The organism is Proteus hauseri, from assembly GCF_004116975.1.
In the GTDB taxonomy this organism is placed as follows: Bacteria; Pseudomonadota; Gammaproteobacteria; order Enterobacterales; family Enterobacteriaceae; genus Proteus; species Proteus hauseri.
In genome coordinates this window covers 2,909,013-2,925,303 of record NZ_CP026364.1, presented here as the reverse complement: position 1 = coordinate 2,925,303, position 16,291 = coordinate 2,909,013, and the positions used below count along the sequence as shown (strand labels likewise).

At 37.1% G+C, this 16,291-nt stretch carries 13 protein-coding genes; 3 read left to right on the top strand and 10 right to left on the bottom strand.

The window, feature by feature from the left end; translation table 11 throughout:
- Nucleotides 1–172 precede the first annotated feature (172 nt).
- Complete coding sequence (gene matP, locus PH4a_RS13240) at nt 173–637, bottom strand: macrodomain Ter protein MatP (RefSeq protein ID WP_064719536.1); 465 nt, start codon at nt 635–637, stop codon at nt 173–175.
- Between the two features lie 351 nt (nt 638–988).
- Here matP and PH4a_RS13235 point away from each other — a divergent pair, with 351 nt between their 5' ends.
- Both PH4a_RS13235 and fabA read left to right on the top strand, forming a co-directional pair.
- Complete coding sequence (locus tag PH4a_RS13235; RefSeq protein ID WP_129040347.1) at nt 989–2,734, top strand: AAA family ATPase; 1,746 nt, start codon at nt 989–991, stop codon at nt 2,732–2,734.
- 83 nt (nt 2,735–2,817) lie between these two features.
- Nucleotides 2,818–3,336 carry a bifunctional 3-hydroxydecanoyl-ACP dehydratase/trans-2-decenoyl-ACP isomerase gene (fabA, locus tag PH4a_RS13230; protein ID WP_064719534.1) on the top strand — a complete coding sequence of 173 codons (519 nt, stop codon included), beginning with the start codon at nt 2,818–2,820 and terminating at the stop codon, nt 3,334–3,336.
- 748 nt (nt 3,337–4,084) lie between these two features.
- Here fabA and rmf read toward each other — a convergent pair.
- From rmf to rlmKL, 7 genes are all read right to left on the bottom strand, one after another.
- Nucleotides 4,085–4,255 carry a ribosome modulation factor gene (rmf, locus tag PH4a_RS13225; RefSeq protein ID WP_064719533.1) on the bottom strand — a complete coding sequence of 57 codons (171 nt, stop codon included), beginning with the start codon at nt 4,253–4,255 and terminating at the stop codon, nt 4,085–4,087.
- A gap of 472 nt (nt 4,256–4,727) precedes the next feature.
- The gene (locus PH4a_RS13220) at nt 4,728–5,144 is read right to left on the bottom strand and encodes an ASCH domain-containing protein (protein WP_129040345.1); all 417 of its coding nucleotides are present in this window, start codon (nt 5,142–5,144) and stop codon (nt 4,728–4,730) included.
- Between the two features lie 92 nt (nt 5,145–5,236).
- A complete protein-coding gene (pqiC, locus tag PH4a_RS13215; RefSeq protein WP_064719531.1) occupies nt 5,237–5,803 on the bottom strand; it encodes a membrane integrity-associated transporter subunit PqiC in 567 nt (188 codons plus the stop codon).
- Entirely contained in the window at nt 5,803–7,455 is a 1,653-nt protein-coding gene (gene pqiB, locus PH4a_RS13210) for an intermembrane transport protein PqiB (protein WP_129040343.1), read from the bottom strand. Before pqiB ends, pqiC begins: the two co-directional genes overlap by 1 nt.
- Nucleotides 7,448–8,737, bottom strand: coding sequence for a membrane integrity-associated transporter subunit PqiA (gene pqiA, locus PH4a_RS13205; RefSeq protein WP_129040341.1), 1,290 nt, complete (start codon nt 8,735–8,737; stop codon nt 7,448–7,450). The genes pqiB and pqiA overlap by 8 nt, the downstream gene beginning before the upstream one ends.
- Before the next feature lie 82 nt (nt 8,738–8,819).
- Nucleotides 8,820–10,751, bottom strand: coding sequence for an ABC transporter ATP-binding protein (locus PH4a_RS13200; protein WP_129040339.1), 1,932 nt, complete (start codon nt 10,749–10,751; stop codon nt 8,820–8,822).
- A gap of 6 nt (nt 10,752–10,757) precedes the next feature.
- The gene (rlmKL, locus tag PH4a_RS13195; RefSeq protein ID WP_129040337.1) at nt 10,758–12,872 is read right to left on the bottom strand and encodes a bifunctional 23S rRNA (guanine(2069)-N(7))-methyltransferase RlmK/23S rRNA (guanine(2445)-N(2))-methyltransferase RlmL; all 2,115 of its coding nucleotides are present in this window, start codon (nt 12,870–12,872) and stop codon (nt 10,758–10,760) included.
- 107 nt (nt 12,873–12,979) lie between these two features.
- Between rlmKL and PH4a_RS13190 the strand changes: the two genes are divergently transcribed.
- Nucleotides 12,980–14,131, top strand: a complete 1,152-nt coding sequence (locus PH4a_RS13190; RefSeq protein WP_129040335.1) for a YcbX family protein — start codon at nt 12,980–12,982, stop codon at nt 14,129–14,131.
- A 235-nt stretch (nt 14,132–14,366) separates the two neighbouring features.
- Here the strand turns inward: PH4a_RS13190 and PH4a_RS13185 are convergent, their stop codons facing one another.
- Together PH4a_RS13185 and pyrD are read right to left on the bottom strand one after the other, a co-directional pair.
- On the bottom strand, nt 14,367–14,918 hold the full coding sequence (locus PH4a_RS13185) for a cell division protein ZapC (protein WP_129040333.1): 552 nt from the start codon (nt 14,916–14,918) through the stop codon (nt 14,367–14,369).
- 221 nt (nt 14,919–15,139) lie between these two features.
- Entirely contained in the window at nt 15,140–16,150 is a 1,011-nt protein-coding gene (gene pyrD / locus PH4a_RS13180; protein ID WP_129040331.1) for a quinone-dependent dihydroorotate dehydrogenase, read from the bottom strand.
- Nucleotides 16,151–16,291 lie beyond the last annotated feature (141 nt).

Here is a 16,291-nt window from a genome sequence, read left to right as displayed (position 1 = left end):
TACATATATAAAGCACACATATAACAGATTGAAAATTACAAGGCAGAGAATAGTATAGGAACAACATGGACAAATATTTTGGCAATAGGAAACGACAGTAAATAACAACAAGTAGACAAAATTATTAGTCTCTTTTGCTAAAAGTTATTCAACACCGCGCTAAGTTGATTTATTATTTTTCTGTTTTATCTTTTCCTAATAATTCAATTAGCCCATCTTTTAAGCTATGAACTTTTAATGCGTATTGCTCTTTTCGTTCAGCATCCTCAATTAACTGAACTATTGTTTCTGATAAGGTGATCCCTCGTCGCTGAGATAATGCTGAAAGTCGCTGCCAAACTTTAAAGGTCAGGTCGATAGATTTCTTACGAGTATGCTGATGCTCTGCATTAAAATAACGTTTTCTTCGTGCTCGAATCGTTTGTTTCATGCGGTTTGATAATTCAGGATTCATATGCAAATTAATCCATTCCAATACTTTTATTGGTTGAGATTCAATAAGCAGAAGCTGTTCTACAGCATCCTGAGCTGCACTTTTCTCTATATGGCAGGTAATTAATTCACCTTCATGGTGTTTTTTTACCAAGTAAGCCCACTTCCAGCCACATTCTAGGTTCTCTAATTGTTGATATTTCATACAAATTCCAGTGACAACGTAACTATATATAAGCATATCAACAATTTTACAAAAATACTGCCACTGAACCGAAATTTTTCGGTTGTTTTATAAACTAATTTGCTTCAGATACGCTTTTTTATCAATCTGTCACAAGCTTTGATTAAGGATAGTTTTCTGAGCACGTTGTGATAGAATCGAGCGTCGCTATTATAAAATCTAAGCAATATGTCGATAAGGCAATTTTGTTTGGTAATAGCAAAATATTCCCTGGCAATGCCTTTAATGACAGCTTACTTGCAGGATAGATATCTTTTGTTAGATATCATAATAATGACTCTTTTCACTAACCAATAATAAAAAACGGTAACCTTGAAAAACAACGAATTAGAATGGCAGGCGTTACGCCCTGATTACGCCTCCTATCAGACTTTTTTCCAAACAGCATCTCAATTGCCCGCATCTGTACTTCGTGAGGTTCAGCCTCGCCTGTATGAAAGCTTACAATGGCTAAATAATGCCGATTCAGGCCAATTTATGCTGTTAAAAGCAGAAGATTCTGCTGTGTATTTTGATACGCTCTGCGACACATTGCTACAATCAGAAATTCAAACTTATCCTGTTGTGGGCGCCTATCAAGTAGAATCCAACAAAATTTATTGGCAAGAGAATGTGCAAGGCGCTTTTTCATCATCAGTACCCGTTGCTAGTTGTAGTTGGATTGAGCCAGAACAGCTTTTTGGTTCATTCTATTGCCATAAAGAGAGGGTGAGCGTAAATCCTGGTCTATTACATCAGGTTAATGGCGGTATTTTAATACTCTCGATAAAAACACTATTAGCGCAACCACTTATGTGGTTTCGACTAAAAAAAATGGTAGAAGAGCAACGCTTTGAATGGTTGATTTGGAATGAAAACCAATCATTACCACTGCCTATAGAAAGTATGCCACTCAATTTACGCGTTATCCTTGTTGGTGATCGTCTAAGTCTTGAAGAGTTCGAGTTTATGGAGCCAGAATTAAGTGGATCTGCTCTCTATGGTGAATTCGAACAAGATATGTATTTAGAAAATGAAGCCGCACTTTCTCAATGGTGTGGTTTCGTTAATGCACTATGCCAAAAATATCGCTTACCTTCTTTAGCGCCTGAAGCTTGGGAAGTATTATTAACACAAGCTGCTCGACGCCATGAAGATCAGCTGATTTTAACATTTGATCTAGAATGGATCTTACGACAACTTCGTAATGCATTACGTTTTAATCATGATGCCTATCTCAATGCAGATGCATTAAAAAAAGCCGAAGAAAATCGCTTATGGCGTCATAGTTATCTATTAGAACGTAGCCGTGATGAGATTTTACAAGGTCAAATCATGATCCAAACTGACGGTGAAATCATTGGCCAAATCAATGGACTCTCTGTATTAGATTATCCTGGTTACCCGGATTTAATTGGTGAACCTGCTCGAATTACCTGTGTTGCCCATATTGGTGATGGCGAATTTACTGATGTAGAACGAAAAGCTGAGTTAGGTGGCAATATCCATGCTAAAGGTATGATGATAATGCAAGCCTATCTTAACTCAGAACTACGCTTAGACCAGCCACAACCATTCAGCGCTTCTGTTGTATTTGAGCAATCATATGGTGAGGTTGATGGCGATAGCGCTTCATTAGCTGAACTATGTGCATTAATCAGTACACTTGCACAGCAAGCGATTGACCAACAAATTGCGGTAACAGGTGCAGTGGATCAATTTGGTCAAGTACAACCTATTGGTGGTGTTAACCAAAAAATTGAAGGATTTTTTGATATCTGCCAAGAGAGAGGACTCACAGGTTCACAAGGGGTCATTATTCCTTTAGCAAACATCCGACATTTAGTGTTAAACGAAAATGTTGTACAGGCAATTAAAGAAGATAAATTTCATATTTGGCCTGTTACCCATGTTGCTGAAGCGATCACCTTGTTAACCCGTCAGCCATATTACGAAGGACAGTGTGAAGAAGAAGCACAACCTGATGAACACTTGTTAGCTATTATTCATGACCGAATAACACAAGCAAATAATCAGGATAGACCTAGATTACCTTGGTTTCTTCGCATATTAAGATAATTCTGTTTCAAGTGATCGGAGTTGTTCAGCGTACAAGTGTACGCTATTCTGTGTTCTTACACTTGATAAAGGCTATGTAAACAATGGTTGATAAACGCGAATCTTATTCTAAAGAAGACCTCATTGCTTCAGGCCGTGGCGAATTATTTGGTCAGGATGGACCGCCACTGCCTTCTGGTAATATGTTAATGATGGATCGCATCATTAAAATGACTGAAGATGGCGGCACCCATGATAAAGGCTTTATCGAAGCTGAATTCGATATCAAGCCTGATTTATGGTTCTTTGATTGCCATTTTGTTAATGATCCTGTGATGCCAGGCTGTTTAGGGCTTGATGCCATGTGGCAGTTAGTTGGCTTCTATTTAGGATGGCTTGGTGGTGAAGGCAAAGGCCGTGCACTTGGCGTAGGTGAAGTTAAATTCACTGGACAAATATTACCAACAGCAAAAAAAGTAACATACAAAATTAACTTCAAACGCGTTATTAATCGTAAACTGATTATGGGTATTGCTGACGGTGAAGTTTTTGTAGATGGTAAACTGATTTATGAAGCAAAAGACTTAAAAGTCGGCTTATTTAAAGATACCTCTGCATTCTAGAATCTATAATAAATTGAAATTATTATAGAAAATAAGATACCGTGTAAGATAAATACACGGTATTTTTTATCTTATCTCTCTTTGTTCATTGGTTATATTCTTCATATAAAATACATCAAATTTTGACTAACCTTATTCATGTGCATTATGCTGATTACTCATTCTTAAAAACTAAAAATAGTGTTTAATTTTTGGTGAGAAAATAAGTAGCAAGTAAGATAAAAAATAAATCAGATAAAAATAATATTCTTAATATTTCTTCAGCGTTTTCAGTTTGATTACTGCTATTACTTGGTTACTGCTATTAATAGTATCAAATGCATTTTGAATACCTGCTATTAAGGTTATTACGAAAGGAAATATTGATAAACTCCAGAATATTTGCTGATTTTTATTTTATTGTGGAATATTTTTCATCTTCACTTTACCCTTTATTGGTGTATTTCTAACAAGATTGATTGATTATATGATCCCATTAATTTTGGTATCGCAATACTATTCACACAATAGATTTAGCTTAGAAAAAACGATATATCGTAAACTAAAAAATAAGCACTATTTAAAGTAAAAAGGCTTACAGATGTAAGCCTTTTTATTCCAATTCATTATGTTATTAAATTGTCCTATGTAAAACTCACCACATAGGAATAGCGATAAATAACCCTATTCTGATTGTCAGTAAAAACGTAATAACACAATGAGCATTCGATCTAAATTGTTTACTCATAAATTATTACGATGGGTTATTTTATTTTACCAGACCTGGGCGATCCTCCATTGCCTGTCGCCAACCACCCAGCCAGTGTGAACGTGCATCTATCGCAAAATAGGGGCATAGCTCTTTTGAACGTCCTTGAATACCTGCTTGATAACCTTTCGATAATGCTCTAGCTAAACGATCTCGTTTCTGTCTTTTCATCTTTAGACAACCCTCACGTTATAAGTTTAAGCGGAAAGATAATGGTCGTTTTTTCAACGCCCACCTAAATTGATACGCTTTCTTAAGAGTTTAAGCAAGTAAAGAAGTTAATATAAATGTCATATTTGTGATATCAAGCTAGCTCTAATTTAAATAACCTTAGATTACAATTAATTATATTTAATATTATTAAGTTAATAATTTATTTTAGATTGTTTCTAGTTATAAAAAATATTTTTATTTGATTGAAATATAAAACTATTTTACATAGTTAATATTGTAACTTTAAAAATAATACTTATTACAAATAAATTAGATAAAAATAAATAATGTTTATTTTTCAATTAATGTCAATAAAACACTCCGTCAGAGACTATAATTATCTGTTCTATTTACATCAAGAAAAATAAAAAAGCTTTCTAATTACCTTGTAATTATTAAGGACATAGAAATGTATTTCATCAAAAAGAGATTAATAACTATTATTACAGAGTTCTATTAACTCAAACTCTTCAAAGACTAATTCCATGTCTTCAGAAAAATACCCTTCTCTACTAAAAAATTCTTTATGCTCTTGTTGCCAATAAGCCAAACTTAAATCCCCTTCACCTTCTTTAGCAGCAAGTTCTTGTGTTATTTCAGAAAATCTAATTAATCGTAAGGAACGCGTTCTAATGACACAAACAGGTTCTTGTTTACTATTTAAAATAATATTAAATCCGCCAATAACGGGAATTTCGCTATCACTAAAAAATCCGCTTAAAGAGCTGCAGGTTGCCGTTTTTTTACCTAGAACCACCAGCATAGCTAATTCATCGGCAAGCATCTCATTATCACCAAACGACCAACTAATGGCATGAGGATATTTACTTTTTAGTCGATTTAACATGTCATTTCCTAAAGTTAAAATAAAAGCTCAATACTTAGCTTAAAATAATTTAAGCGAATATCGAGCTTTAACAGATAGAACAAAAATAGCAGTTAGCGCTGAGTTGTAATTACCTGCGCTATATTTGCAACAACTTGTTGCCAACCTTGACCTAAAGTACGGACTAACGCCGGATAGCCGTCTTCATTTTGATCAAGTGTTAATGAAAAAGGTTGTTTAATAACCTTGTTACCATCAACATAAATCCAATCACCAGCAATCACTGCTTTTCCATCATAACGACCTTGAAAATAGTTAACAGAAACTGTCAATCTTGCTAAGTTGTCATCTATTGGTTGTGTTGCTACTACCGTATCAGGAAATGCTTGTGATAAACCTGACACTAAATTTTGTTGTAATTGTTGATCTAGAGGGTTAACCCAAAGATGTTGATTAGCGACGGTATAGTTTATATCTGAAGTTTGATAAACAATCCCTGCACTTACTAACATATCTGATAAACGAATCGGCTGAACCCATATTTGTGATTTTTGTACAGTCTGTGCTTTAGCGGTTACTGCTTGCTGAGCAGGAGCTATAGGCAATTGATAATACGCTTTGTTCGGCTGACTCGAACATGCCGTCAGCATCAACACAAATATTCCAATAATATATTTCATTATTTTTCAGCCCTCTTTGGTTCTGGATCTTTCCCTTGTGGTGCTTCAAAAATCAATGCATTACTCTTGTTGTTTAGTGTTTTCAACAATGGTTGCATTTCTCTTAATACCTGATCCAACCGCTGCATATTATCTATCATTTTGCCATATGCAGGAGAACCCGGCTGGAATCCTTGCATACTACGATTAATCTCTTTAATAGACTGCTGAATTTCATTTGGCAGATTTTTAAACTCATCACTACCTATCATAGTATTTAATGATTTTAAGGTTTCTTTCGCTTCAGCAACTGCCTTTTGACTCTCAGATAACGTTTCTGTCATCTGTTTCAGCATTGGCTCTACTGGTAAATTATTAATTTTATCCAGTGATGTCAGTACTTTTTGTTGAATTTGCGATAAGCCTGAACTTACAGTTGGAATTTGCTGGAAACCTGCAACTGTTTTAGCCCCTTTCCATTCCTCTGCATCCTGATAGAAATCGAGGTCAATATAAAGCGCCCCCGTTAATATATTGCCAGATTTTAAAGAAGCTCTTAATCCGCCATTAACCGCAGAGGAGATCTCTTTAATGTAATCGAAGCTTTTACCAACATCATCAGCGAAACGCTCTGGTTCAACATGAATAAGCACTGGAATACGAAAATCTTTATCAAGTGATTGCTGCATCCCTTTAGTATAGAAAGGAACTTGAACCACAGTACCCATTCTAATACCACGAAACTCAACTGGAGCACCGGGTTGTAATCCCCTAACTGAGTCAGAGAAAAACATAATATAACCACGATAGTCAGTATACAGAGAGTTTTGAATACTTTTTTCGTTATCATAAAGTTTGAATTCTGCTTTAGGATCAAGCTCATCGCCCGGCAACCAACCTTCTGGCACATCAAAACTTACGCCACCACTAAAGAGTGTAGAAAGAGATGCCATTTCAACTCGAACACCCGATGATGACATATCAAAGGCAATACCTGAGTCTTTCCAGAATCGGACATTCGACGTTACCATTTTGTCATAAGGAGCTTTAATAAATAGCTGATAATGCATATCGCGGCTATCGATATTAAATTCACTAGTTTCAACCGAACCGACTTGATATCCCCTAAATAAAACCGGATCACCTGGGTTTAGTTGTCCAGCTCTTTCACTGACTAAATTAACACGAATACCTTGAGCATCAGGAGACGCAAGCGGTGGAGAATCAAGCAAATTAAATTCGTCTTGTTCTTTGCCTGTTAAGCCCGGTTGTAATTCGATATAAGCACCTGATAATAGCGTTCCAAGGCCAGTTACACCCTCTTTACCAATTTGAGGTTTAACTACCCAAAATGCCGTATCAGCGCGAAGTAACTCTTTCATTTCAGTATCAAGACGCGCTTTTATAATAACTCGACTGAAATTACTATCGAGCGTGACGGCTTCTACTAAACCAATATCAACACTTCGACTTTTAATTTTTGTTTTTCCCGCTTCAATGCCATCCGCATTATAAGTAATTAATGTAACTTCAGGACCTTGATGGCTGAAATGATAGTAAAGGATCCACGCTCCAATAAATAACGTGACTAGCGGTATTATCCAAACTGGAGACCAGCTCTTTAATTTGTTAATTTTTGCTTCAGATGAAGCAATTTTATTCTTTTCAGTCACCCTTAGGCTCCTTAATCATCGGGTTATCATCTTCGGTATTACACTTATCCCATGTCAACCGAGGATCAAACATCATTGCAGAGAACATGGTTAACACCACCACCAATGCAAATAGCACTACACCAAAATCTGGGTAGATACTCATCAGACGTCCCATTCTGACTAATGAAGCTAAAACAGCGATAACAAAAACGTCAATCATCGACCAACGTCCTACATATTCAACGACTTCATAGAGAAAATGCATTCTTGCAGGATCTCTTTTACCTTTTATTCTATGGGCATCCCAGCACAACCAGCCAATGGCTATCATCTTTAAGCTAGGCACCATAATACTAGCAATAAAAATAACCATAGCGACAGGGTAAGACCCATCTTCCCATAGCAATATCACTCCAGCCATAATTGTTGAGTAGAGGCTATTACCTAGCGATTCGGTTACCATAATAGGTAATAAATTAGCTGGGATATAAAGGACCAATGAGGTAATTAATAACGACACTGTCCATTGTAAACTTTTGGGTTTTCTTGCATGGCCTTTTACTTCACAGCGGCTGCATTCGTATTGATCTACTGGCAGTATTGCTGTGCATGAACGACATAGTCTTACACCCTGCTTTAAACCTGTTTTGCCCGATTCAATCGGAGGATGTTCAGGTCGTGGTTCTAATTTTTCCCACAACGTGTGGCGATCTAGGCACTGAAACGCTCGAATTTGTAACAAGCAAAACAGAACATAAGGTAAAAAACTTAGACCCAATCCAATATCACCATAAGCCATAAGTTTAACAAAGCTAACTAAAATACCAGCGAGGAAAATTTCAGCCATACACCATGATTTAAGCTGAAAAAGAATTCGTGATAACCAAATTTGTAACTTTCTTGGCAAATTTATTGGCGTGCAAAGTAATATGATGGCAAACATACAAAATGCGGGCACTATTTGCACAAATAATAAAAAGAAAGCACCAAGCTCGATATAGTTTTCACTAAACATTACTCTTGGAATTTGCAATAACGTTATATTATTTGCAATGCCAGCCACTTCCATACTGACAAAAGTAAACTGACATGCCATAAGAAGCATAAACAAGGCACTGATAGCGATAGCAACTGGCTGGCGAAAAGGTTGTCTCCAGCGCGCAATTAACATCGTATGACAACGCGGACAGGTTGCTTTAGTGCCTTGAATCAATTGAGGTACACTGACCACCAGATCGCACTGAGGACATAATATCTGTTCATGTTTATGTTCATGCTGATGTTGTTGACCTGAACACACTGCGACACCTCTTATATTTTGGTTATCAATAAGTATTGCATCCTAGAAGAAAAAACGGGGCTTATGCCCCGTTTTATTTTGGCTATTCACCGTTTTGCATTAACTCTAGCTCTTGCCATCTATCGAAAGTTGTTTCTAGCTCTAGTTCTTTATCTGCGAGTGCTTTGAGCACTATCTCGGTCTCTTCATGAGGTCGAGTGAAAAAATTAGGAGCCCCAACTTCTTCTTGCAATGCGCTCAGTTCGTTTTCTAAACTTTCTAGTTTCGCAGGAAGCTGCTCAAGTTCTCTTGTTAAATGATAACTTAACTTATTAACAGCGCGATTGTTCTTTCTTGCGTTCTCTTTGTTTTTTACGTCTTTTTCAGTTTTTTCTGGTGTTGTAGGTGATTTATTTGCTTCGCTACGCAAAGATACTGATTGTGCTCTTTGCTGCTGAGCATCGTAATATCCACCTACATAGCGACTAATATTACCATCACCTTCAAAGATCCAGCACTCAGTCACGCTATTATCAACAAACTCTCTATCATGGCTGACCAGTAGAACTGTTCCTTGATAAGCATCGACCAACTCTTCTAACAACTCTAATGTTTCTACATCAAGGTCGTTTGTTGGCTCATCGAGAATAAGTAAATTACTTGGTTTTAAGAATAAACGTGCAAGTAACAGCCGATTTCGCTCACCACCAGATAGCGCACGAACGGGAGTCATGGCGCGTTTAGGTGGAAATAAGAAGTCCTGTAAATAGCCTAATACATGGCGAGGACGTCCATTTACCATCACTTCTTGCTTACCTTCAGCAAGGTTATCCATTACCGTTTTATCAGGATCAAGTGTTGCTCGATGTTGGTCAAAATAAGCAACTTCAAGTTTAGTTCCGCAATGAACGCGACCACTATCTGCTGTTAAATCACCTAGCATCAATTTTAATAGTGTGGTTTTTCCACAACCATTAGGCCCTACAAGAGCAATTTTATCGCCACGCTGTACTTTAGCTGAGAAGTTTCGCACCAGTGTACGCGACCCGATACTGTAATTAACATCTTCCAACTCAAAGACAATTTTTCCTGAACGTGCAGCTTCTTCAACTTGCATACGAGCGCTACCAAGTACTTCTCGGCGCTCACCTCGTTCAACTCTGAGCGCTTTTAATGCTCTAACACGTCCTTCATTACGAGTACGACGCGCTTTAATACCTTGTCGGATCCACGTTTCTTCTTGCGCTAATTTACGATCAAACTCTGCATTTTGTTGTTCTTCAACACGCAATGCTTCTTCTTTGCTTTCAAGATATTTATCGTAATTGCCTGGCCATGAGGATAAGTGCCCACGATCAAGATCAATAATACGTGTTGCCATATTACGAATGAATGAACGGTCATGGGAGATAAAGACAATACTTCCTTGGAAATCTTTTAAAAACTTCTCTAACCAAAGAATAGTTTCGATATCAAGGTGGTTCGTTGGTTCATCTAAAAATAGGACCTTAGGCGCACTAACTAAAGCACGGCCTAATGCAGCTTTTCTTAACCATCCCCCCGATAAAGAAGAAAGTTGTGCTTCGCCGTCTAAACCTAATTTTTCTAATACTTCAGCAATACGGCTATCAAGCAACCAAAGGTTACGGTTATCTAGTACTTCTTGAAGCTCTGCCATACGGTTAAGATTTTTGTCCGATGGATCTGTCTCAATTATCTTAGAAATATGGTGATAATCCGTTAAATATTTAGCATCTTCTTCAACGCCTTGAGCGACAAACTCAAAAATAGTGCCTTCAACATTTCTGGGTGGATCTTGTTGTAAACGAGCAGTAACCAGATCTTGCTCGTAAACAACTTGACCATCATCTAATTGTTGTTCTTTGGCTAGTACACGTAATAGTGTAGATTTTCCTGCACCATTGCGCCCGACTAAACAGACGCGTTCATTTTCATCAATAAATAAATCGGTGTTATCCAATAACGGAGCATCACTAAACGCTAAATAAGCCCCAGTCAAACTAATTAATGGCATTGTAAATTATTCCTCACCAGCATGACATAATAGCCAGCAATTGTGGATTTGACGGTTACGTGCAAAATCTTGTGACAATGTTTTTTGCGTAATTTCTTTTGCAGATAATCCAATTTTTGCTAATTCGTCATTATCCATTTTGAATCCACGTTTGTTATTAGAGAACATAATAGTGCCCCCTTTTCTTAACAGACGTTTGAGATGTTTCATTAGCTCGATATGATCTCGCTGAACATCAAATGTATTTTCCATTCGCTTAGAGTTAGAAAAGGTCGGTGGATCAATAAAAATCACATCGAACTGTTCATTACTCTGCATTAACCACTGTAAGCAATCGGCTTGCATTAAGCGATGTTGTCTACCGGTTAAGCCATTCGCTTGAAAGTTCTTTTCAGCCCATTCAAGGTAAGTACGTGACATATCAACAGTCGTCGTACTTTTTGCACCACCTAATCCCGCATGAACAGAGGCGGTTCCGGTATAAGCAAACAGGTTTAAGAAATCTTTTCCTTTGCTCATTTCGCCTAACATTTTACGAGCAATGCGGTGGTCTAAAAACAGTCCTGTATCTAGATAATCGGTTAAATTCACCCAGAATTTTGCACCAAATTCATCAACTAAGAAAAAGTCACCTTTCTCAGCCATTTTTTCATACTGTTGCTTGCCTTTTTGACGTTGGCGTGTTTTCAAAATCAGTTGATCAGACCGTAGTGCTAACACTTCCATTGTCGCGCTGATGACATCAAAGAGACGCTGGCGAGCTTTATGCTCATTAATTGTTTTTGGTGGTGCATATTCTTGAATAATAACTTTCTCGCCATAACGGTCTACAGCAACATTATATTCAGGTAAATCCGCATCGTATAATCTATAACATTCAATCTGTTGTTGTTTTGCCCATTTCGCGAGTTTTTTCTCATTTTTGCGTAAACGATTTGCAAAATCTTCAGCTAAACCCGTATTGATTGTTGAAGGGGTATCAGAAAGTAAATAGTTTTTCTGTACACAATCAAGTGGACCATTTTTAGCTTTAAACTCACGTTCTGCTCGTAGCTGAATACAACTTAATAGCTCAGGCGAAGCACTAAATAGTGATAATCTCCAGCCTGGGAAGTGTGCTTTTATAGCTCTTCCTAACTGACTGTGTAAGGCAATTAGTGCTGGTTCGCTTTCTAAACGCTCACCATAAGGTGGATTACTGATGATGGTTCCTTTAATTTCACCCACAATAGGGTTCGTCAGTTTTGCGGCATCACCTTGTGTAAAGGTAATAAGATCAGCGACATCAGCTCTGCGTGCATTAGCTCTTGCCATATCAAGCACACGCTTATCAACATCAAAACCATAAAAACGGGCGATAGCATTTTTTTTGCCTTCACGAAAGCGAGAAAATGCTTCTTGAGTGACTTCTTTCCACAGCATTTCGTCATGACCTAACCAATGACGAAATCCCCAATGCACGCGATTTAATGCTGGCGCACAATCTGTCGCCATCATTGCAGCTTCAATTAATAAAGTGCCTGAACCACACATTGGATCAATTAATGGAGTGTCTGTTTTCCAACCTGAACGCATAATAATGGCTGCGGCTAAGTTCTCTTTTAGTGGTGCTTGCCCAGTTAAGTCACGATAACCTCGTTGATGTAAACCATCACCACTTAAGTCTAATGATAAAGAGGCTTTTTCTTTATGTAGATGAATAGTCAGTCTAATATCAGGAGATTGTTTAGCAACATCAGGACGTTGCCCCAATTTGCGCTGGAATGAATCGACAATGGCATCTTTTGCTTTTAATGCGCCATATTGGCTGTTGCGGATAACATCATTAGTGCCACTAAAATGAATGGCAAAGGTTTCATTAACAGTAAAAATTTCACTCCAGTCAATTGCTTGCACACCAAGATATAAATCTAAATCACTGTAGACATTAAATTCATTTAGCGGAAGTATGATCCGCGATGCTAAACGGCTCCAGAGTAAAGATTGATACATGGTTTTATCATCAGCACGAAAATAAACACCACCTTGGGTTATCTGGCAAGACTGAGCACCTAGATGCTCAAGTTCAGATTTTAATAGTTCTTCCAGACCTCGGCCTGTGCTGGCAAACAGAGAGCGCATAATATTGTTACCACCTAAAATAAAATTGTTGGGCATTATAGCTAATTGTATTACGTTGTCATAAAGTTACTGGCTATAAAAAATAATAAAGTCTTTTTGGAGCAGTCATGATCAACGTATCACGCCTTTATGTTCACCCAGTTAAATCAATGAAAGGAATTCGCCTTTCTCAGGCTTTTGCTCGCGAAAGCGGATTCACGTTTGATCGTGATTTTATGATAACCACCCCTGAAGGTACTTTTCTTACTGCACGAAAATTTCCTAACTTGCTGTGTTTTATCCCAACCGCTATGGCAAATGGTATTTATATTCAAGCACCTGATGGCGAAGGTATCGCCATTACTTATCAGGATTTCAAAACCACATTGCAGCCAACAGAAGTTTGGGGAAATCATTTTACCGCGTATGTCGCACCAGATGAAATAAATCAGTGGTTCAGCCGGTATTTAAATATGGATGTTCAACTGCGATGGACAGGCGAAAAGCCAACTCGTCGCGTGAAAAAAAGCCCTGATACAGCCGTTTCGTTTGCTGATGGCTATCCTTATTTATTAATTAACGAAGCTTCGTTTCAATATTTGCAACAACGTTGCTCTGCTTCAATTAATATTGAACAATTTCGCGGCAATATCTTAGTTACGGGTGCAAAACCTTTTGAAGAAGATACTTGGCAAACAATACGTGTCGGCTCAGTCGTTATGGATCTAATGAAACCTTGTAGTCGCTGCATTATGACAACTATCAGTATTGATAAAGGCGTCAAACATCCTAACACAGAACCCTTAGCGACACTGCAAACATTCCGTAGTGATGAAAAAGGTGATGTCGATTTTGGCCAAAATGTCATTATTCGCCAGACAGGTATTATTCGTGTTGGCGATGTCGTTGAAGTATTAGCGTATAAAAAAGCCAAGCAATACCTTATTACTACACCGATAGTTACTACACCGATAGTTACTACACCGGTTGAATCTATAACACCAGCTATTGAACAGACCTGTGAACAATCTGTCACGATAGAATTTAATGGCGTCACTTTTGAAGGTAATAACCAAGAAGTGTTATTAGAACAACTCGAAAATAACGGTCATAATATTCCTTATAGTTGTCGAGCAGGACTTTGTGGTTCTTGTATCATTCAATTAGATGATGGTGATGTTGCTGCATTAAAAGCAGGTGCTATTAAACGTGCAGGGCAAATTCTTGCTTGTAGTTGTATTCCTAAAGGAAACGTGAAACTTTCTTTTAAGAAAAAATAATACTCGATTTTATCACAAATAAAAGAAGGTAATTTGTTATTGCCTTCTTATTCTTTTCTTTATTTCTCCTATATAAATAAACACATTTAATAAGAATATTCTTATTAGGGATCCTATTTATAAATTTATTTTTCTTTGTGGAAATATCGCAAAGAGAATTATGAGGATTTGATTTTAGGAAGCATGATTTAAAGGGGGGATGATAAAAAAGAGTAAATCCTTTTTACTCTTTTTGTTAAATAACTTTTCCGTACAATAATGATCCTGACGCTGACACTTTATGATATTCGCTTAACCTGTCATTCATAATTTTTATTGGGTCACAAAAATTAAGTGTTTTATCAAATAAGGCTAATTGCGGTTGAGCTAATAAACATAAACAAGCTTGAGTACCCACCTCTGTCACTAAAAAGAGAGCTTTCTCATTGCTATCTTTTAATGAAACTTCGACCACTTGTGATAAATAAGGCGTTAATTGACTACAATTAACTTCAAAATACCAGCTTTTAGGCATTAGTGGTTTTAAAAAGCGATGGGCAATTAATGCATTTAAAGCTAATTCAGCTCTTGATTCAGATGGCATATCTATTTTGCGAATTTGCTCATCATATCCATAATAAAGAGCGGCATCATCAACGGTAAAAGATGCTGATTGGCAAGCACAATCACTTAGCATTTTGCTTGGAAAACGGCAGCGAAAAACCATACCATTTGCTAAATCAAGCATCAGCCGTTGTTGTTCATCATCAAAATACCAACGCCAGCGATCATCGGGTTTTATTATCACTAATTAATCCCCCTTCGATTCATTACCTGCTTTATTGTCTATACAACTAATCGAAAAACAGATGACATAAATAAAATATTTAATATCACCTATCAAAAACAGGATTCATTTTACTATTAATTAAGCACAATTAGTGCAATTTAATAAAAAATAATCAACTAGGGGCAATATAAACGAGTTAGGGACAGAAGAAAAGCCCCTGTCCCATTATTTAGATGTAATTAAATATGATTAATTATAGATTTGATAAGTGCGGGGCCGTGATAAATGAAACCAGAATAGATTTGAATAAGCGATGCTCCTGCATCCATTTTCTCTCTTGCTGCTGTTAATGAGTCAATTCCACCAACACCAATAATAGGTAATGCACCTTTTAATTCATCATTTAATTGTTGGATTATTTGCGTGCTTTTAGATTGAACCGGACGCCCACTTAATCCACCAGCTTCATTACAATGATTTAATCCATTTACTAATGTTTTATCTAATGTTGTATTTGTTGCAATAACACCATCAATATGATGTCGAACTAAACTATCTGCAACTTGGATTAATTCTTCATGCGTTAAATCTGGCGCTATTTTCACTGCAACAGGTACATATTTTTGATATTTACCTTGCAACTCAAGTTGTTTATTTTTAATTGCAGATAAAAGATCATCTAATGCTTCACCATATTGTAGTGAACGCAAACCTGGGGTATTTGGTGATGAGATATTAATCGCGATATAACCCGCATAAGGATAGACTTTCTCCATACAAATTAGGTAGTCATCTTTTCCTTGCTCGACAGGGGTATCTTTATTTTTACCAATATTAATACCTAGCACACCGCCATAACGTGATTGTTTTACGTTTTCAATCAAGTTATCAACACCTAAATTATTAAAGCCCATTCGGTTAATTAGACCTTCAGCTTCGACTAAGCGAAATAACCGAGGTTTATCATTTCCTACTTGAGGGCGTGGTGTCACTGTACCCACTTCAATAAAACCAAAACCCATTGCACCCAATGCATCTATGCAATCGCCATTCTTATCAAGACCAGCAGCAAGACCAAGTGGATTTTTAAATGAGAGTCCCATACAAGAAACGGGTTTTGAAGGAAGCGATTGTTGAATTAGAAATTGAAATGGGGAATGAGATAAACGTTTTAATTGACGGAAGGTAAAATCATGGGCATGTTCAGGGTCTAGCCGAAACAATGCCTTCCTGACTAGGGAATAATACATACGATCTCCATTGAGAATATCGGGTATTAGGAATGATGTGTCTACGACGATTTAAGCGTCGAGCATCATATAGAGAAACACCCTAAAAGTAAACGTTCTAATTTAGCAATTGCCAATAAAAATCCCCAGACTACGCTGGGG